The following is a 19,221-nucleotide window of genomic DNA, read 5'->3' on the forward strand; positions in this document are numbered from 1 at the left end:
CTACTGCGCGGCGGGTTGCGTGATTATGCCATCCTGGCGACCGCGGACTTGATCGGGTTGATCTTCGACGCCAAAACGGTGGGCAAGTTCCTTCATCCCGCGATAGAATGAAAAATCACGACGGACGATTTCATTACCCTTTCGACCCATTTCGACACGCAATGCCGGATCGGAAATGACAAGTTCCAGCGCCTTGGCCAATTCATCAGGATTGCGTTCCGGAACCAGTTTGCCATTGACCCCGTCCACCAGCAGTTCCGGGATTGCCGAAATCGATGTTGATACCGCGGCAAGCCCGCAAAGCTGGGCTTCCATCAAAACATTCGGCAGACCATCGCGGTCCCCGTCCTGTTCGATGCGGCTGGCCAGAACAAACAAATCCGATGTCTGGCAGGCAGCAATCACTTCTTTCTGATCACGCGGACCACGCCAGTCGCATTTGTCCGCAATACCGAGTTCTGAGGCCAATTGTTTGTATTTGCCATCATTGCTGCCGCCGATATGAACAAACCGCCAATGCAGATCAGCAGGAAGCTTTGCCAGTGCGCGCAGCAAATCGTCATAGCCCTTTTTGCCAACCAGGCGACCAACCGAAAGGATCGTCACAGGCTTTGTTCCGTCACGCCCGTCGCACATTTCGCGTTGCGGAAGGTCTTCGGGAAAGCGGGAAAAATCCAGCCCGTGATAAAGCAGATTAACCTTGTCGGGGGTCTCGGCGAGTTGGCGCAGATATTCGACATTGGCCTTGGTGCAGGTGACCAGCCAATCCATATCACGCAGCTTTTCGCGCATGTCCCAATCTTCGCTGGTGTAGATATCCTTGGCATGTGCCGAACAGGCCCAAGGCAATCCGCGCATGATCGCGCAATAACGCGCAACAGATGCCGGTGTATGCAGGAAATGGGCATAAATCCGGGTGATATCATCGGGCAGTTCTGCCGCCATCACCAATGCTTGGGCAAAGCGTCTTGCACGGTTTGACGTGCGGTCGCGATGATAATCCTGCCACCAGATATTAACTGCGCGGCGATATCCCGGAAGCTTGCGCGCCTTAAGCCAAGCCCGCAAAACCCGCATCGGTTCCTGATAAACATATTCAGGAAGATAATCGACATCACCAGTAATCCGGTCATTGATCGGATGGCGCTTCTTATCGGTCGGATGACGCAACGAAACAATGCGGTATGGAATACCGGCCTGCTGAATTCCCAGAATTTCCTGCGCAATAAAGGTTTCCGACAATCGCGGATATCCCTTCACCACGATTGCAAGACTGTCGCGTGTCATCAATTCTGTTCCCGGTGATAGTTATTCAGCAGCCATTTGCGGCGGAAGCCAGCGATCAACAAGATCCCCCACACGTTCAAGTCCGCCCATAAGGTTGGGAACTGTCACATGTGACGGTTTTGGTTGATTGATCAGGCCATGCAGGGCATCGGCCATTTCACGCGGATCGCGCCCGCCTTCTTCGGTCAGCATTTTGACCAGCCCAAGCTTTTCGGCCGCCGAAGCCCGAACATATTGTTCAAGGCGCGGCACCGTGCGCGGCACAATCACCGCCGGCTTGTCAAAGGACAGGATTTCACAGAACGTATTATATCCGCCCATGGCAATCACACCGGCCGATTTATCCATCAGCATTTCGACATTGGCGTCAAAGGTGATCACCGACAGCTTGTCGATTTTCTCGGCGCGATCCATGAAGGCCTTTTGTTCTGTCGGCGCCATAAACGGGCCAAGAACCACAAGCGACGGTACGGCAATGGTTGGATCGGTTTCATAGGCACTGATCACCCAATCTACCAGATTGACACCATCCCCACCGCCGCCGGTGGTGACAAGGTAATAGGGTTCTTCAAGACCAAGCGCACCATGTTCCGGCGTCGGGCGACGTGTTGCTGTCCGCGGCAAATAGCCGGTATAGGCCATTTTGTTTTCAACGCCGGGCGGCAGATCAATCCCTTCAAGCGGATTGCAAATTTCCTGCAATCCATAGACCCAGATTTCGTCGTACAGATCTGCAAGAGCAGGCACGCACTGTTTGCGGTCCCATTCTTCGCGCAGATTGACCGGATCATCCATCACATCGCGCAAGCCCATCACAAGACGGGTACGGCGATGGCGCAACATCTTAAGCGTGGATTCCACTTCGCCACGCAGGCCAAGCGGTTCTTTATCCACGATAAAGATGTCGGGGTTAAAGACATCGGCAGTGTGCTGAATGATCGATTCACGCATCGCCAAAATCTGGTCGACATCAATATTGAGATTAAGCGACGTATATTCGCCATTCGACAGCTTGATAACGCCGGGAATACGCACGAAGTCGACTCGTGACCGGAATTCAAAGCTGCCAATAATTGGCGATCCCGACAAAATCAGAACAGAAACATCATCACGACGTGAAACGAGCGCATGCGCAATCGTACGGCAACGGCGCAGATGGCCGAGCCCAAACGTATCATGACTATAAATTAGAACCCGATAACCAGAGTTCCCCACGATCGACATATATCCGCCCGTCTGCGTAGTTATTCAAACTGTCCCATCCCGTGCACAGGGTGACAGGATATCTTTTATTAGCAAGCATTACCGTAATCTGATGATCCGGTTTGCTCATTGTTTTCCAAGCTAATTGCTCTCACACTGACCCGATATCGCGCAAGACTTTTTCGAGCAGCTTCTGTCTTTCTGCTGGCGTCGACATCGACCGTAACTTGTCCGAAAGTGCCGTAATGGTGCCTGCGTACATATTGTGCCAGTCATCACGCGACAGCTCTTCGCCAGAGAGTCGCGGTTTGTTTTGCGCGATGTGCAGCGTTCCTTTTTTCAGGATCACTGTGTCATCAAGCATCGGCAGGGATATTTTTTCTTCCGGGATGTCAGTGGCCTTGAGAACTTGCTGGAATGCTGTACGCGCCCCTTCCTCGCCATGGGTCAGGAAAACGCGCTTGGCCACAGGTAGTCTGTCACGCGTCCAGCGCAAGAGCATATCCTGATCCGCATGGCCGGAATACACATCAAGGGTTCGAATGCGGGCATGAACTTCGATTTCTTCGCCGTGAATGCGGACATGTTTGGCGCCTTGCTGCAAGACGCGGCCAAACGATCCGGCAGCCTGAAAACCAACCAGCAGAACCGTGCAATTCGACCGCCACAGATTATTTTTCAGATGATATCGAATTCGACCAGCATCACACATGCCACTTGCTGAAATAATGATCGCGCCGCTGGTGATCCGGGCCAGTTGTTTACTGGCATCCACATCGGGAACCATATGGAACTTCGGATGTTCCAATGCACGCGCATCTTCGGGCTTAAGGTGCCGGGCAAAGACATCGGTCGCGTGCCGGGCAAGCGGACTGTCGACAAAGACATTCGCCTCGGGCAATTGCCCGCGATTAAACAAATGCGCCAGATCGACCATCAGTTCCTGTGTTCGGGCCACAGCAAAACTCGGGATCACCAGGTTTCCGCCCGCCAACAATGCCTCGCGGACTTCCTTGCCCAACATCGCACGGCGTTCATCATCGGTGACTTCCGGGCGGTTGCGATCACCATAAGTCGTCTCGACAAACAGATAATCAAGATCGGACGGGCCTTCGGGGGCCTCGTTAAACACCGCCTCCCCGGTTCCGATATCGCCGGAAAACAGCAAACGGGTCGGCTTTTCATCCTTGCTGCCAGAAGCCACCTCTACCTCGATGGAGGCTGATCCCAACAAATGCCCCGCATCCCAGAACCTTGCCCGAACACCTTCGATCACATCCTGCCATTTGTGATATTCAACCGGTGTCAGCTGCAAAAGCGTTTGTTCAGCATCCTTACGGGTATAGATCGGGGTCACTTCGGGGCGCCCGCGACGCGCATTGCGGCGGTTTAACCGTTCGACTTCGCTTTCCTGGATATAGCCGGAATCGGGCAACATATAGGTCAACAGATCGCAGGTCGGCTCGGTCGCCATGATCGAATTTGCAAAACCGGCTTTGACAAGCTTGGGCAACAAGCCCGAATGATCGATATGTGCATGGGTCAACAGAACGGCCGAAATTTCCTCGGCCTTGAACGGAAACGGACCATAGTTCAATTCACGGACGGTCTTGCTGCCCTGAAACATGCCGCAATCGACCAGAAAACTTCCATGATCTGTTTGCAGCCAATAGCATGAACCGGTCACACCACCTGCTGCACCACAAAACGTCACCGATACGGTCATTGCCGGTTCTCCCATGCATAAACAAGGCGACAAGGATCAGGGAATTCCCCTGTCATTGCAATGATATGGATCACTTTTCAAAAGGCTTATTGCAAACCGCGAAGCGGCAAGTACAAGACCGTATCACCCCTTGATACAGCGCCGCAATTTTCGGGTATTTCGATCAATCCGTCGGCCCAAACCATCGATGACAGCATGCCGGAACTGGTAGACGAAAAAGCCACGGCCTCAAATGCACCATCGTCATTTTGCACTAGACGCGCCCGCAACCATTCTCGCCGTCCGGTCCCGCGACGGAAATCAAAGCCCGCACGCACCGGCATGCGCACCGGGGCCGTTTGTGATTTTTCTGCCCCCATCACATGGCGCAAAAGCGGCATCACATAGAGCAACCCGGACACCAGTACCGACACCGGATTGCCCGGCAGACCGATCACCAGACAGTCGCCAATCTTGCCACGCATCAATGGTTTTCCGGGTTTGATCGCCAATTTCCACGCCGTGATTTCACCCAGATGATCAACAACCGGTTTTAAAAGATCGGCCTTGCCGACCGATACCCCGCCCGATGTCATTACCACATCATGCCTTTTCGCTGCATCCCCGATGGCATCGCGCAGCACATCAAAATCATCGGCCAGCAAACCAAGATCGGTCACGTCGCAACCGATATCGCGCAACATACCGATCATCGCAAAACGGTTGGAATCATAGATACCACCCGGTGGCAACGGATCACCCGGCTTGGCCAGTTCATCCCCGGTCGAAAACACCGCAACCTTAAGCGGCTTGGCCACCTTCAGGAAACCACATCCCTGCCCGGCGGCAATGGCAATATCTTGCGGGCGCAGAACCATGCCTGCTTTCAGAACCACATCACCGGATTTGATATCTTCCCCGGTCCAACGGATGTTTTGATGCAGCTTGGTCCGGGCAATCACATCTTGGGCGATTTCGATGACGGTTTCATCGTCATTGGCAATGACATTTTCCTGAATGATGACGCAATCTGCCCCATCGGGAATGGCCGCACCGGTGGCAATGCGGATGGCGGTCCCTTCCGGGATTGTTTCGGCATATGGATGCCCGGCAAGTGATACGCCTGCGACCTTCACAGCACCGTCAAGTTTCGCCAGATCGGCAAAACGAAGCGCATATCCATCCATTGCCGAATTATCAACAGATGGAACCGAAACGCTGGCAATGACATCTTCGCGCAACACCGCGCCATAGCATGCGGTCAAAGGGCGTTCTTCAACGTCGTCGCGCATGGCGACTTCGGCAAATGCGATTTCAAGTGCCTCAGAAAGCGGGGTCAGTCCGGGTTTGATATCTTGCATCTTGGTCATTGCCCGATGTTATGGGCCCGATGTTATGGATAATGGGTTCAGGACTCGTTGCTGTGGCCAGGGCGGGATCGTGAAATGGCCCGGCTCAGCATAATCACCGGCACGACACCAACCAGAACAATTGTCAGCGCCCCAAGGGCCGCCTGTTCTATCATCTCGTCCTTGGCGAACTGATAAACATGGGTCGCAAGTGTATCAAAATTAAAGGGACGCAGGATCAGTGTTGCCGGAAGTTCCTTCATGCCATCAACAAACACCAAGACCGATGCTGCCAGAATGCCCCCGCGGATCATCGGGAAATGAATGCGCTTTAACGTTCCCCAAGGGCTTTCACCAAGGGTTCGGGCTGCATCATCCATGCTGGGTCGTACTTTGCCAAGAGCCGCCTCGATGGAGCCATATGATACCGCCATGAAACGCACGGCATAGGCAAACACCAGTGCGAACACCGTCCCGCTCAGTAACAGGCCGGTCGAGATACCAAACGTATCACGCATGACCGCATCAAGGGCGTTATCAAACCGTGCAAACGGGATCAGCACCCCGATGGCAAGAACAGCACCGGGCACCGCATAGCCAACCGATGACAAACGCACAAAGAATTTCAGGAATGGCTGCGGGAACAAACGCAGCGCATAGGCCATAAACAAGGCACACCCGACAGCAAGTGCAGTTGCAAGCCCCGAGACCAGAAGACTGTTACCGGCAAATTCAAAGAAATCCGCCGTCCAGCTTTGATCAAAATAGCCGACCGAATAATAAATCAGCACAAGTGACGGAATAACAAAGCCCAACACGATCGGCAGAATGCAAATCGCAAGCGCCCCGACCTTGGCCATCGGACCAAGATCATACCCCGGAAGTTCCTGATAGCGGTTCGTCGTATCGTGGAAGCGCTGGCGACGGCGAGAATAACGCTCAATCAGCAGAAGTGCGATGACAACGGCCAGCATGGTAAGCGCAATCTGAGCAGCCCCGCCGGCATTACCCATGCCAAGCCAGACATTGAAAACACCAGCCGTCAGGGTATGAACCGCAAAGAAATCAATCGTGCCGAAATCATTGAGCGTTTCCATCAGGGCGATGACAACCCCAACAACAATTGCCGGACGCGCCAAGGGCAGTGCCACAGTGACAAATGAACTCCATGCACTGCGACCCAGAACGCGGGCCGCCTCGATCACACAGATCGATTGCGCCAGAAATGCTGCGCGCGCCAGCATATAAACATAAGGGTAAAGCGTCAGGCTAAGGACCATGATCGCCCCGCCCTTGGTACGGATATCGGGGAACCAGTAATCAGCCGCCGATGACCAGCCAAAGATACCGCGCAACAAACGTTGAACCGGTCCGGCATATTCCAGAAGGTCGGTATAAACATAGGCAACGATATAGGCCGGAACCGCCATCGGCAAAAGCATCGCCCATTCAAAGAACCGCTTGCCCGGCAGCTTGCACATGGTCACAACCCATGCCGCCGAAACGCCCAGCAATGTCACACCAATCCCGACGCCCAACATCAGTACCGCGGTGTTTTTGACGTAACGCGGCAACATGGTCGATGCCAGATGTGGCCAGATATTCTCGGTCGGGAAAAATGCCAGATAGGCAACAGCAATGATCGGTGCAGCCACCATCATCGCAATGATGAATGCACCGATTAACCAAACCGACGATTGGCCACGCGGCAACCAGCGCATGGCAACATTACCGCCCGGTGTGCGCATTGGATCAAGCGTTTCGGTAACGGCGGCAGGACGACCGTCGTCATCCTTTTGCGTGTGACATGCGTTGTTCAAGGCGGTTTCCGTCTCAATCGTCGAAGGCAAATTATGCAAGAAGCCGGTTTGCTATGTCGTGATAGCCTGCAATGACTGTCAAAGGCAAATGTTCCGGCTCCATCACCCTATAAAGACAATGCTTTCAGGCACATTAGTCGCCGATTTTCCACCCGCCATGAGCTCAATCAATTTTCCGGTTCATATCAGCCGAAACCGCAAAATCGATTTTTGCCTCCAACGCTTATTCGTTGAACCCGACTTCGTCGATCAAACGGATCGCCGCACCGCGATTTTCCGCAACAACGTTCAATGCCAGTGCATCATGGTTAAAGGTGCCCCATGAACGCACCATTTCCGACCAAGCCACCCCCGGCTTGACCGGATATTCGAAATTGATGTCTGCATACATGTGCTGGGCTTCATCCCCCGACAGGAATTCGACCAGTTTGATCGCATTTTCCTTGTTCGGGGCATGTTTCATCAAGGCAACACCGGAAATATTGACGTGTGTGCCGCGATCCCCCTGATTGGGGAAGACAATACGCGCCTGCTTTGCGGCCGGTGCCTTGTTCGGATCGTCAAGCATCTTGCCGTAATAATAGGAATTGCCAATCGCCACATCGCAAACGCCCTGGGATACGGCTTCGATCTGGTCGATGTCCGCACCTTGCGGCTTGCGCGCAAGGTTGTCCTTAAGCGCGGTCAGCCAGGTTTTGGTATATTCTTCGCCATGATGGGCAATCATCGAGGCAATCAGGGCGATGTTATAAACATGCATCCCGGAACGGACACAAATGCGTCCCTTCCATTTTGGATCGGCAAGGTCTTCGTAACTCGCGATTGCATCCGGAGCAACACGGTCAATTGACGTGTAAATCACGCGCGCGCGCGTGGTCAGACCGATCCAGAGATTGTTTTCGTCACGGAACTGACCTGGAATATTTTTGCTGAGTACGTCACTTGTCAGCGGCTGGGCAATGTCGGCATCAACCGCATCCTGAATACGGCCGATATCAACCGTCAAAAGCAGGTCAGCCGGACTATTACGGCCTTCATGCTTGATACGTTCCACAAGGCCGCTTTGCGAGAACAGGGTATTCACACGAATGCCGGTTTCCTCGGTAAACCGTTTGAACATAGGCTCAATCAGAAACGGCTGCCGCAAGGAATAGACATTGACTTCTTCTGCTGCTTGGGCGGATTGGATCATGGACAACCCCATAGCCGCTGCGACCAGACCATAGACCGTTTTGCGCAGAAAAATCATGAATGCCTCGTGTGGATGCGCTGTGTGATCACACAGCAATTAGGAATGATTTGTATTCGCCGTCCGGGAAATTAAAGGTTCGGTCCATGATTTTGCAAGTCCGAAAACCACATGGGTGCAATGTAAATGAAACGGGTTTCCGCCCAAAGGGCCCCTATCCCCTTTGGTTTGTCACTTTCGTGAAGAACGTAAAGCCGAACAAAAAAAGGGATGGCAAACACCATCCCTTTGAAAATCTGCAATCGGATTACCGACAGATTATTCATTATAGCCGATCTGATCGACCATCTTGATCGCATCCGGGCTCAGACGGGCAATCTCGGCCAGCGGGAGCTCGTCTGCCTTGAAGGTTCCCCAGGACTTGACGTTTTCCGCCCATTCAACACCCGGCTTCACCGGGTATTCATAGTTCACTTCGGCGTAAATCTGCTGGGCAACATCACCGGTCAGGAATTCCATCAATTTGACGGCGTTGTCTCGGTTCGGCGCACTTTTGATCAGGCTCATGCCGGAAATATTCATCGACATGCCACGATCATTCTGGTTCGGGAAGACGATGTTTACTGACTCAGCCCAGGTACGCTGTTCTTCATCATCAAGCATCTTGCCGAAGTAATAGGTGTTACCGATGGCAAGATCGCATTCGCCTTCCTTGATCGCCTTTACCTGGCCACGGTCATTGCCCTGCGGCTTGCGCGCAAGGTTGTTTTTCAGGCCTTCAAGCCAGGTTTTGGCTTTCTCTTCGCCGTGAACGGCAATCATCGAAGCAAACAGCGCAATGTTATAGTCGTGGGTGCCGGAACGGGTGCAAATCTTGCCTTCCCATTTCGGATCCGCCAAATCTTCGTAGGAGGCGATCTCACCTTCTGCCACGCGATCTTTGGACGCATAAATGGCGCGACCACGCTGGGTCAGCGCGAACCAGTGACCTTCCGGATCACGCAGATGCGCAGGAATGTTCGCATCAATGACGCCATTGGAAACAGAATCCGTTACGCCGGCATCAACAGCCTGCTGAATACGGCTGATATCAACGGTCATCAGAATATCTGCCGGGCTGTTTGCGCCTTCCTGTTTGATACGCTCGACCAAACCTTTTTCAGCAAAGATCACATTGACCTTAACACCGGTCTGTTCGGTGAATTTTTCAAACAATGGTGCAACCAGAAACTCCTGGCGCAGGGAGTAGACATTGACTTCCTGTGCGCTGGCAAGAGTTGCCGCAAACGCGGTCATGCCAAATACGGCACCACCGATAACTTTTCTGAATTCCATTTGAACGATCCCTATTGAACGTAACGACGTTTCAACCCCTTAGTTGCAACTCACTTGCAACTGCATTTGCAATTAAGGGGTATCCGTCTTCATTTCAATAAAGGTTCGCCGCCAACACACCACGACTGTGAAGCGCATCACTTATGCGAACTCAGGGATATAAAACCGCTTGGAGCCTCAGAGAACGTTAAATGATCCACCACTTGATGCGCGCCAGGCATCCAGGAATTCCTGATAGGCAGGAATATCCCCTGCCCGTTCTTCAAGCCACCCGACCGTCAGGTTGATGGCGTGATTATAGCCGTCATGATCGGTCAAACCGGTATGCAGCGCGTGACGCAGATACAACAAATAGGTATTCAGGACGTCGGTTTCGCAATAACGCCGGATGCCATCAATCTCGCCATTGTCATACATGTCCGAAACCTTGCTGCCATCGACCCCGGTTTTGCCAGGCAAATCAAGGGCTGCACAAACCTCGTTCATTTTGGTACGTGCAGATGCACCGTAATCGGAAAGGACTTCGGCAAGGTCACAATGCCAGTTCGGGGCATAACGCGACGTGTAGTTTTCCCATTTATTTGTTGCCTGATGCAGCCACCGGGCCGTGACCCCGTGCTTCATCGCGCGGTATTTTAAAACCGGCAAATCAAATCCGCGCCCGTTGAAACTGACCAATCGGGGATACAGTTTCCCGCAATAGGCAAAGAACCCGTTCACAAGGTCCTTTTCCTCGGATGTCAAATCACCACCGGATCGCAGTTCTTCGATCTCGTACATTTCAAGATCGCCGTCACGCTGGATCGTTGCGCGCAGGAAACTGATGGCGACCACCTTGTGAAACGGCTGTCGCGGGAACCCGTTGCGGCCACTGGTGATTTCCAGATGATAGTCTTCAAGCATCTTGCGGCCCGTTTCCGGGCCTGGTGCGGTTTCGCCGGTCAGTTGCGGCAAAACATCGATATCGGGAACGGTTTCGATATCAAAGACGAACAGACTGGAATGCATCATCACTGGCCCCACGGATTTGTTTTGCCCAACTTAACGACATGCGCGGCGAAATTCACGGAAATATCCGCATCCATTTATCCAAGTCTACCTGACATCTCCTGCCATCCCTGTCAGGAGCAATCGGTAATAATGCCAACATGCAATCGTGATCACGTCACGGTTACCTGACTGACCGGGGGTTGCATCAATTTTAAACCCACGGTTAAACTTGCCATACCTGTATCAGGGGCACCGTCTGATCATAATGGGCAATCCGCCACTGATGATCATGGGCCAAACGCCGCAAAGACAGTGCATTTGATGCGATTCCGGACCGCAACCACGAAGGGACAGAAGGATGAAAACCCTGCCTACCGGAGCCGCAATGCTAATGGCCGTTGGCCTCGCATTTTCCCCATTCATATCAAGCGCCAAGGCCGACACCGCGTCTTGCGAAATAGACCGGCCGGTGATGTTTGCCGGACTTAACTATGATAGCGCGCTGTTTCACAATGCCGTGGCACGCTTCATCATCGAAAAAGGATATGGGTGCAAAACGGATGCCCTGCCCGGCGATGTCATTCCGCTTTTGACCGGGGCTGGCAAAGGCGATGTTGATGTTGTCATGGAAATCTGGCGCGACAATGTGGCCGATGCCTGGAAAAAGGCCGAAGCCGCCGGAACAGTCAGCCAGATCGGCGTCAATTTTGACGATGCCATCGAAGGATGGTTTGTGCCGCGCTATGTGATCGAAGGCGATGCAGCGCGCGGGATCGAACCGATGGCACCGGACCTGAAATCGGTTTCTGATCTTTCAAAATATATTGATCTGTTTTCCGATCCCGAAGAACCCGGCAAAGGCCGTTTTTACAACTGCCCATCGGGTTGGGTTTGTGAAAAAGTCAATTCGGCCAAGCTACATGCCTATCGGCTTGATGAAAGCTACACCAATTTCCGCCCAGGAACCGGTGCCGCATTGTCTGCGGCTATTGCATCGGCCCATAAACGTGGCAAACCGGCCCTTTACTACTACTGGGGACCGACATGGGTGATGGGACTTTATGACAGTTACCGTCTGAAAGAACCGGCTTACGATCCGGCTATTTTCGACGCGTTGAAAACGGATCCTGAACCGAAAAAGGCAACCGCCTATCCGCAAAGCACGGTCACGGTCGGCGTAAATACCGCATTCATGAAGGCCGCGCCCAGCCTTGTCACCTTCCTGACCCATTACGAAACCAGTAACGCACTGGTTTCGGAAATGCTGGCTTACATGCAGGAAAACGATGAAAAGCCAGAGGGGGCTGCTCTTTACTTCCTGAAACAGAAGCCGGAAATCTGGAAATCATGGGTACCGGATGCGGTTGCCAAGCGGGTTGAAAGCGCGCTTTAGACCGATCAGATTTCTATAAAGTGAAACAGCTTACGCAAGGCGCAGTGAAATATCTGCGCCTTGCTTTGTGCAGATATGTCTATGCGTCTTCATTCGATTGATGTCCGTACTCGTAAAGCTGTTCTGATGGTTCGTCATCCGCGGTGATAATCCGACCCATGGTCGGCGGACGCGGGTCGACATCATCCGATGCCATCAGGCAGGCAACTTTTTGCAGCGACGACAGGATTTTTCCGCGTTCGTGCTGGCCAAGCATTTCATACGACTGCATGAAATGATCATCAAGCAACGGCGGTGTATTGATCAACACCTCCCGCCCCTTATCCGTCAGACGGCTATTGACCACACGTTTGTCGTTGGCATTACGCGTGCGAATGATAAAGCCGCGTTCTTCAAGCCGGTTCAGGATCGTTGTTACCGTCGCCTGACTAAGCGACACGTGGCGCGAAATCTCGCGCACGGTAACCGCACCCAATTCTTCGATCGCCAATAGCACAACAAGCTGCGGAACAGTAAGACCACAAACCTTCATCACATGTTTTGAATGAAGGTCTGTTGCGCGAATGATCTGTCGCAGAGCGACCAAAACATCAAGAAACTCCTTACGTCTTGGCTTGTTCGTTGCCATATTCGCACACCTTTCATCATTCGCAGCCGGGTCAACTTAACGCCACTATCATTTGACATCAAATGTTTTGAACTGTAACTATCACTTTAGTGAATATAACGAGATTTGTGAAACCGTGCGTCGGAACGGCGGATCCCCGCCACCGCGGCACGAGCTTCACATTGAAAAAAAACCGATAAGCATTCTGACCTCGCCGATATTTTTTCACCGGCGGGAATCGGGCTGTTGTCGCCCAAAATCGACAAGGACTCATGACCGAAAAAATCGTTGTAAAAGACCTGTATAAAGTCTTTGGCGAGCGTCCTGATCAAGCCATGCAAATGATCAATGACGGCATCGACAAAGACGAAATTTTTGACAGAACCGGACAGACTGTGGGCGTATGTGGCGCCAATTTCACCGTCCATGAGGGTGAAATTTTCGTTGTGATGGGTCTTTCAGGTTCTGGCAAATCCACACTGGTTCGATTGCTGAACCGTTTGATCGAACCGACATCCGGTCAGGTTCTTTATGATGGCGTCGACATTGCCGCGATGTCCGATGAAGAACTGCGTGCGCTGCGTCGTAGCGACATGGCCATGGTGTTCCAGTCCTTTGCCCTGATGCCGCATTTATCGGTGATTGATAATGCGGCCTTTGGCCTCGAACTTGCCGGTGTTGACGAGGCAGAGCGCCATGAACGCGCCCTTGCCGCCCTTGATCAGGTCGGACTAAAGGCACATGCCAATTCATATCCCGACGAACTTTCGGGCGGCATGCAGCAGCGCGTCGGACTTGCCCGTGCATTGGCCAATGATCCGGCTGTCATGCTGATGGACGAGGCGTTCTCTGCGCTCGACCCCTTGATCCGAACCGAAATGCAGGACGAACTTTTGACCCTGCAGCGTGAACATAAACGCACGATCATCTTCATTTCCCATGACCTTGACGAAGCAATGCGGATCGGTGATCGCATCGCCATCATGCAAGGCGGTATCGTTGTTCAGGTCGGAAGCCCCGAAGAAATCCTGAACAATCCGGCAAACGACTATGTCAAATCGTTCTTCCGTGGCGTGGATGTATCCACGATCCTCAGCGCCAAGGACATTGCCGTTAAACGTCAGGTCACTGTCATCGAACGCGAAGGTGTTGGTCTTAAAACCGCGATCAACCGCCTGAACAAGGAAGATCGGGAATTTGGCTACGTCGTTGGCGACAAAATCGATTTCCACGGTGTGATTTCCATCGACAGTCTTGATGAGGCAATCAAGGCCGGAAAAACCAAACTGTCCGAAGCTTTCCTTCCAGATGTTGAACCGATTTCCGGCGACACGCAGGTCTCCGACCTGATCGGCACGGTGGCGCATGCCCCGTGTGGCGTTCCGGTGATCGGAGAAAACGGCAAATATCTGGGCGTCATAAAGAAGGCCAACCTTCTGGCAACTCTTGACCGGGAAGGAGACGGCATCAATGGCTGATAACAGTAATCCATGGGGCCAAAGCACTGATGCTGGCACTGCCGACAGTTCCGCGCCTGCGGCAAACAGCAACCCGTGGGGAAGCACAAGCCCCGATACCGCCGCCAGCGGCCCGGGCGGAAGTGCGGGCGGTGACGCTGCTGCCTCTTCCACGGACTGGTTGTCAAACGCGGCCCCCGCCCCGGAAAAGCATTTTGACATCCTGCATCCGTTTCAGGATGCAGTCATCCCGTTGGATGGCTGGGTCAATGATGGCCTTGAATGGGTTGTCACCCATTTCAGAAGCGTATTTCAGGCCATTCGCTGGCCAATTGATGCGGTCCTGACCGGTGTTGAATCCGGCCTTCAGGCAACGCCTGCCATCATCGTCATAATTATCATGGCGCTGATCGCATGGCAGCTTGCCGGTCGCCGTCTGGCCATCGGCACATTGATTTCGATGGTTGCCGTTGGCTTGATTGGCGCCTGGTCCGAGGCGATGGTTACCCTGTCGCTTGTCATCACGTCGGTATTTTTCTGTGTGGTAATCGGTCTTCCTACCGGCATATGGCTGGCGCGCAACGAACGTGCCGCCAATGCTGTACGCCCGATCCTTGATGCGATGCAGACAACACCAGCCTTTGTGTATCTGGTACCGATTGTGATGCTGTTTGGCATCGGCAATGTACCGGGCGTGGTTGTGACGATTATCTTTGCCCTGCCGCCGCTGATCCGCCTGACCATTCTTGGTATCCGTCAGGTGCCCGGCGATCTGGTCGAAGCAGCACGTTCGTTTGGTGCAAGCCCGAAACAGCTTCTGTTCCGCGTTCAATTACCCTTGGCGATGCCGACTATTATGGCGGGGGTGAACCAGACCCTGATGCTGGCACTTTCGATGGTGGTGATCGCCTCGATGATTGCGGTTGGCGGACTTGGCCAGATGGTTCTGCGCGGCATTGGCCGTCTTGATATGGGACTGGCCACCATTGGCGGCATCGGCATTGTCCTTCTTGCCATTGTACTGGATCGCATGACCCAGGCACTGGGCCGTGATCAGCGATCCAAAGGGACACGTCACTGGTACGAAAGCGGCCCGGCAGCGCTGGTCCGTTCGGTCCTTGGCAAAAAATAACATCCATTACCGGAATAACTGACGGGGTCATTCCCGGCCCCGTCAGTTTGAAGAACAGGGGCAGATAACTGCCCATGGCTCATTAAACTCAGGAGAAGCTTATGACGATCCTCAAGAAACTGACAACGGGTGCTGCGATTGCTGTTACCGGCTCGATGCTGATGACCGGCGTGGCCTTTGCCGATGCCGCAGTGCCGGGCAAAGGCGTTGAAGTACAGCCGCTTAAAAGCTCGATTGCCGAAGAAACCTTCCAGACCCTTCTGGTCATGAAGGCCCTTGAAGAACTTGGCTATGACGTCAAACCGATTCAAGAAATTGAATATGCAGCCGGTCACGTTGCCATTGGTAACGGCGATGCGACCTTCCTTGCCGATCACTGGAACCCGCTGCATGCCGATTTCTACACGGCTGCTGGCGGTGACGAGAAAATCTATCGCAAAGGTGTTTATTCGCCGGGTGCCCTTCAGGGTTACCTGATCGACAAGAAAACCGCCGACAAATACAACATCACCAATGTCAGCCAGCTTGCCGATCCTGAAATTGCCAAACTGTTTGACAACAATGGCGATGGCAAAGCCGATCTTTCGGGCTGCAACCCGGGTTGGGGCTGCGAAGGTGTGATCGAACATCACCTTGATGCCTATGGCCTGCGTGACACCGTCACCCACAATCAGGGTTCTTATTCTGCCATTATCGCCGACACCATCACCCGTTACAAAGCCGGTGAATCGATCCTGTATTACACCTGGACCCCGTATTGGGTTTCGGGTGTTCTGGTTCCGGGCAAAGACGTAACCTGGTTGCAGGTTCCGTTCTCGTCGCTTCCGGGCGAACGTAAAGAAGCTGATACCTCCCTTCCTGATGGTTCGGATTTCGGCTTCCAGGTCAACAATCAGCAGATCATCGCCAACAAGGCATGGGCAGAAGCCAACCCGGCGGCCGCAAAGCTGTTTGAAGTCATGGAGGTTTCGGCCAACGACATCTCGGCCCAGAACCTGCGTATGCGCGACGGTGAAAAATCTGCCGAAGACATCGACCGTCATGCAGATGCCTGGATCAAAGGGCATCGTGCGACCTTTGACGGCTGGCTTGAACAGGCTCGTGCGGCTGCGAAGTAATTCGCAAGCCACGTGATCGGATCGCAATCTGATCAGCAGAAATTTAACACCCTGCCAAAGCAATCTGGCAGGGTGTTTTTTGTTCTTGCAGACCAAAATTTGTCAGGAGATGTCAGGCATTTTTCGATTTACGGTCGCATGCACCTGACGATCTTGTTAGGCTTCCAGCTCATTGATTTTTTGCGCAGAACGGGCCAGTCACCGCCATGTTTCCAGAACAATTGAAGGTGCCTTTGGGCAAGTGGGTCAATCAGTTCGTTGATTGGCTGGTGATCAATTATGGTGCTGCTTTCGAGGCCTTTGCCGACAGCTTGCTAACCCTGCTTGTCGCACTTGAACAGGTTTTACGCGGTGCGCCCTGGTGGCTGGTTCTGATCGCTATTGCTGCCATCACCTGGCATGCCAGCAAGAACTGGAAGTTGGTCCTTGGTCTTGTGATTGCGATGTTTATCATCGGCATGCTGGGGCTTTGGGACAAGGCGATGCAGACCCTTGCCCTGATGATCGTTGCGACGTCTCTTTCGGTCGTGATCGGTATTCCGGTCGGTATTGCAATGGCGATGTCCAATCGTCTGCGCGCCATCATGTTGCCGATCCTGGATACCATGCAGACGATGCCAAGCTTTGTGTATTTGATCCCTGCCCTGATGCTGTTCGGGTTGGGCAAGGTTCCGGCAATCCTTGCAACTGTGATCTATGCCGCCCCGCCGGTCATTCGCCTGACCGATCTGGGTATTCGTCTTGTTGATCCGGAAGTTCTTGAAGCATCGCGATCATTTGGTGCCAGCCGCAAGCAAATCCTGTTTGGCGTGCAACTGCCTCTTGCCCTTCCCAACATCATGGCCGGCATCAATCAGACCACCATGATGTCGATTTCCATGGTGGTGATTGCATCGATGATCGGGGCACGCGGACTGGGAGAGCAAGTCTTGATGGGCATCCAGCGCCTTGATGTTGGTGCCGGCATGGAAGCCGGTATCGCCATTGTCCTTTTGGCCGTCGTGTTTGACCGAATTGGTCAGGCCTATGGCAAGCGATCCCAACGCACCCCGAACACGGGGGATGCGCAATGAGCCATATCGAAATACGCAATATTTTCAAAATCTTTGGCCCTGATCCGCAATCAGCACTTGAACTTGCAAAATCGGGTTCAGACAAGGACGAAATCCTTGCCAAGACCGGGCATACTGTGGGACTGCATGACGTTTCCCTATCCATTGAACAGGGGGAGACATTTGTTGTGATGGGCCTTTCCGGATCGGGTAAATCGACCCTGATCCGTCACCTTAATCGTCTGATCGATCCAACCTCTGGCACGATTTCATTCAATGGGCAGGATATTCTGTCGATGGATATCCCGACCCTGAATGCGTTCCGGCGGAAATATCTTGGCATGGTGTTTCAACGGTTCGGGTTACTGCCCCATCGCAACGTGATTGATAATGTTGCCTATGGGCTTGAAATACAGGGAACAGATCGTAAAACCCGCAACGAAGCGGCCAGAAAGTGGATTGATCGTGTCGGCCTTGGCCGATACGAAGACAAGTTCCCCGATCAACTGTCAGGCGGTATGCAGCAGCGCGTCGGCCTTGCCCGTGCCCTTGCAACAGATCCCGAAGTCCTGTTGATGGACGAGGCCTTTTCGGCTCTTGACCCCCTGATCCGATCTGACATGCAGGACGAGCTGATGAAGCTTCAGGCAGAGCTTCACAAAACCATCGTCTTTATCACCCACGATCTTGACGAGGCCCTTAAAATCGGGGACAGGATCGCAATCCTTAAGGACGGCAAACTTGTGCAGGTTGGACGCCCCGAGGAAATCGTCCTTCATCCGGCGGATGACTATGTCCGGACCTTCACCCGTGATGTAAACCGCGCCAAAGTCCTGCGGGCCAAAAGCATCATGCAGTCAGAACAAAACGTTGCTTTGGAAGATAACAGCCGCCGCATCAATGTGCGTGATACTGCCCGCCTTGAAGACATCCTGCCCATTGCCTTGCAGCAAGAACAGGCAATTGTCGTTGTTGATCACAATGACCAACCGGTGGGCCTGATTGATCGTCAACAGATTGGTGCGGCCCTTTCCCCGAGCGACGAAGAAATCAGTACAGACCGATAGCTTCAGACAGCAATTTGCATCGACGGAAATAACGGATGGTTTCACCATCCCGGGGGTTTGACGACTTCTGATGGCGGGCGCGATACATGCCGCTTTTCAGCACCCCGCTGTGATCCGTTGCGATGATCAACCACAGGAAACCATCAACATCCGCACGCGCGCGATCCGTTGTTGATGGTAGGACATTTCCATTCGGATGGGAATGGAAACACCCGACCACCATCTCGTCACTACTGCGCACAGCGCGATAGGTATCGATTAAGACCTGAGGGTCGATTTCAAAGGTTTTGCGCGGATCGGTCGCAACATTACGCGCAACGACAACGCGCTCAATGCGATTGGGGTTTTGCTTTGCCGCGATCAGAAGTCCGCAGCATTCCTCGGGCCATTGTAGGGCGGCAAGATCGCGAAGCGCATCGTGCAGAACACTAGACAAATAGACGGTCAAATCACTGGCCGCCCCCTGCCCGTTACCACCCGTGATATTAGAACAATCCCCCATGATCGGACCAGTCCC

16 protein-coding genes are annotated in these 19,221 nt (G+C 53.2%); 6 read left to right on the top strand and 10 right to left on the bottom strand.

Features of this window, described 5'->3' with window-relative positions:
- The 8 genes from TH19_RS11905 to TH19_RS11945 all read right to left on the bottom strand — a co-directional run bounded on the left by TH19_RS11905 (nt 1) and on the right by TH19_RS11945 (nt 10,899).
- On the bottom strand, nt 1-1,287 hold the full coding sequence (locus TH19_RS11905) for a glycosyltransferase family 4 protein (protein ID WP_114102578.1): 1,287 nt from the start codon (nt 1,285-1,287) through the stop codon (nt 1-3).
- A gap of 21 nt (nt 1,288-1,308) precedes the next feature.
- Nucleotides 1,309-2,511, bottom strand: a complete 1,203-nt coding sequence (locus TH19_RS11910; protein WP_114102579.1) for a glycosyltransferase family protein — start codon at nt 2,509-2,511, stop codon at nt 1,309-1,311.
- A 130-nt stretch (nt 2,512-2,641) separates the two neighbouring features.
- Complete coding sequence (locus tag TH19_RS11915) at nt 2,642-4,216, bottom strand: MBL fold metallo-hydrolase (protein ID WP_114102726.1); 1,575 nt, start codon at nt 4,214-4,216, stop codon at nt 2,642-2,644.
- A gap of 86 nt (nt 4,217-4,302) precedes the next feature.
- Nucleotides 4,303-5,565, bottom strand: a complete 1,263-nt coding sequence (locus TH19_RS11920) for a molybdopterin molybdotransferase MoeA (RefSeq protein ID WP_258547934.1) — start codon at nt 5,563-5,565, stop codon at nt 4,303-4,305.
- Nucleotides 5,566-5,603: 38 nt separating this feature from the next.
- Nucleotides 5,604-7,364 (bottom strand): ABC transporter permease, encoded by a 1,761-nt coding sequence (locus tag TH19_RS11925; RefSeq protein ID WP_114102728.1) that lies wholly within the window; start codon nt 7,362-7,364, stop codon nt 5,604-5,606.
- Nucleotides 7,365-7,587: 223 nt separating this feature from the next.
- Nucleotides 7,588-8,613, bottom strand: coding sequence for a Fe(3+) ABC transporter substrate-binding protein (locus tag TH19_RS11930; protein WP_114102580.1), 1,026 nt, complete (start codon nt 8,611-8,613; stop codon nt 7,588-7,590).
- A 258-nt stretch (nt 8,614-8,871) separates the two neighbouring features.
- The gene (locus TH19_RS11940; RefSeq protein WP_114102582.1) at nt 8,872-9,888 is read right to left on the bottom strand and encodes a Fe(3+) ABC transporter substrate-binding protein; all 1,017 of its coding nucleotides are present in this window, start codon (nt 9,886-9,888) and stop codon (nt 8,872-8,874) included.
- Between the two features lie 177 nt (nt 9,889-10,065).
- The gene (locus TH19_RS11945) at nt 10,066-10,899 is read right to left on the bottom strand and encodes a 3'-5' exonuclease (RefSeq protein WP_114102583.1); all 834 of its coding nucleotides are present in this window, start codon (nt 10,897-10,899) and stop codon (nt 10,066-10,068) included.
- 370 nt (nt 10,900-11,269) lie between these two features.
- On the opposite strand from TH19_RS11945, the gene TH19_RS11950 reads away from it, so the two are divergent.
- Entirely contained in the window at nt 11,270-12,271 is a 1,002-nt protein-coding gene (locus TH19_RS11950) for an ABC transporter substrate-binding protein (RefSeq protein ID WP_258547935.1), read from the top strand.
- 79 nt (nt 12,272-12,350) lie between these two features.
- Here the strand turns inward: TH19_RS11950 and TH19_RS11955 are convergent, their stop codons facing one another.
- Nucleotides 12,351-12,899, bottom strand: coding sequence for a MarR family winged helix-turn-helix transcriptional regulator (locus TH19_RS11955; RefSeq protein ID WP_114102585.1), 549 nt, complete (start codon nt 12,897-12,899; stop codon nt 12,351-12,353).
- A 251-nt stretch (nt 12,900-13,150) separates the two neighbouring features.
- Between TH19_RS11955 and proV the strand changes: the two genes are divergently transcribed.
- The 5 genes from proV to TH19_RS11980 all read left to right on the top strand — a co-directional run bounded on the left by proV (nt 13,151) and on the right by TH19_RS11980 (nt 18,704).
- A complete protein-coding gene (gene proV, locus TH19_RS11960; RefSeq protein WP_114102586.1) occupies nt 13,151-14,356 on the top strand; it encodes a glycine betaine/L-proline ABC transporter ATP-binding protein ProV in 1,206 nt (401 codons plus the stop codon).
- Nucleotides 14,349-15,467, top strand: coding sequence for a glycine betaine/L-proline ABC transporter permease ProW (proW, locus tag TH19_RS11965; RefSeq protein ID WP_114102587.1), 1,119 nt, complete (start codon nt 14,349-14,351; stop codon nt 15,465-15,467). Before proV ends, proW begins: the two co-directional genes overlap by 8 nt.
- Nucleotides 15,468-15,568: 101 nt before the next feature.
- Complete coding sequence (gene proX / locus TH19_RS11970; protein WP_114102588.1) at nt 15,569-16,585, top strand: glycine betaine/L-proline ABC transporter substrate-binding protein ProX; 1,017 nt, start codon at nt 15,569-15,571, stop codon at nt 16,583-16,585.
- A gap of 206 nt (nt 16,586-16,791) precedes the next feature.
- Nucleotides 16,792-17,658 carry an ABC transporter permease gene (locus TH19_RS11975; RefSeq protein WP_114102589.1) on the top strand — a complete coding sequence of 289 codons (867 nt, stop codon included), beginning with the start codon at nt 16,792-16,794 and terminating at the stop codon, nt 17,656-17,658.
- Nucleotides 17,655-18,704 (top strand): quaternary amine ABC transporter ATP-binding protein, encoded by a 1,050-nt coding sequence (locus TH19_RS11980; protein WP_114102590.1) that lies wholly within the window; start codon nt 17,655-17,657, stop codon nt 18,702-18,704. The genes TH19_RS11975 and TH19_RS11980 overlap by 4 nt, the downstream gene beginning before the upstream one ends.
- On the opposite strand, the gene TH19_RS11985 is transcribed toward TH19_RS11980, so the two are convergent.
- Nucleotides 18,688-19,206, bottom strand: coding sequence for a M67 family metallopeptidase (locus TH19_RS11985; RefSeq protein WP_114102591.1), 519 nt, complete (start codon nt 19,204-19,206; stop codon nt 18,688-18,690). The two genes, TH19_RS11980 and TH19_RS11985, sit on opposite strands and share 17 nt — an antisense overlap.
- Between the last annotated feature and the right edge of the window lie 15 nt (nt 19,207-19,221).

It is taken from the genome of Thalassospira profundimaris (assembly GCF_003326675.1).
GTDB classification, from domain to species: domain Bacteria; phylum Pseudomonadota; class Alphaproteobacteria; order Rhodospirillales; family Thalassospiraceae; genus Thalassospira; species Thalassospira aquimaris.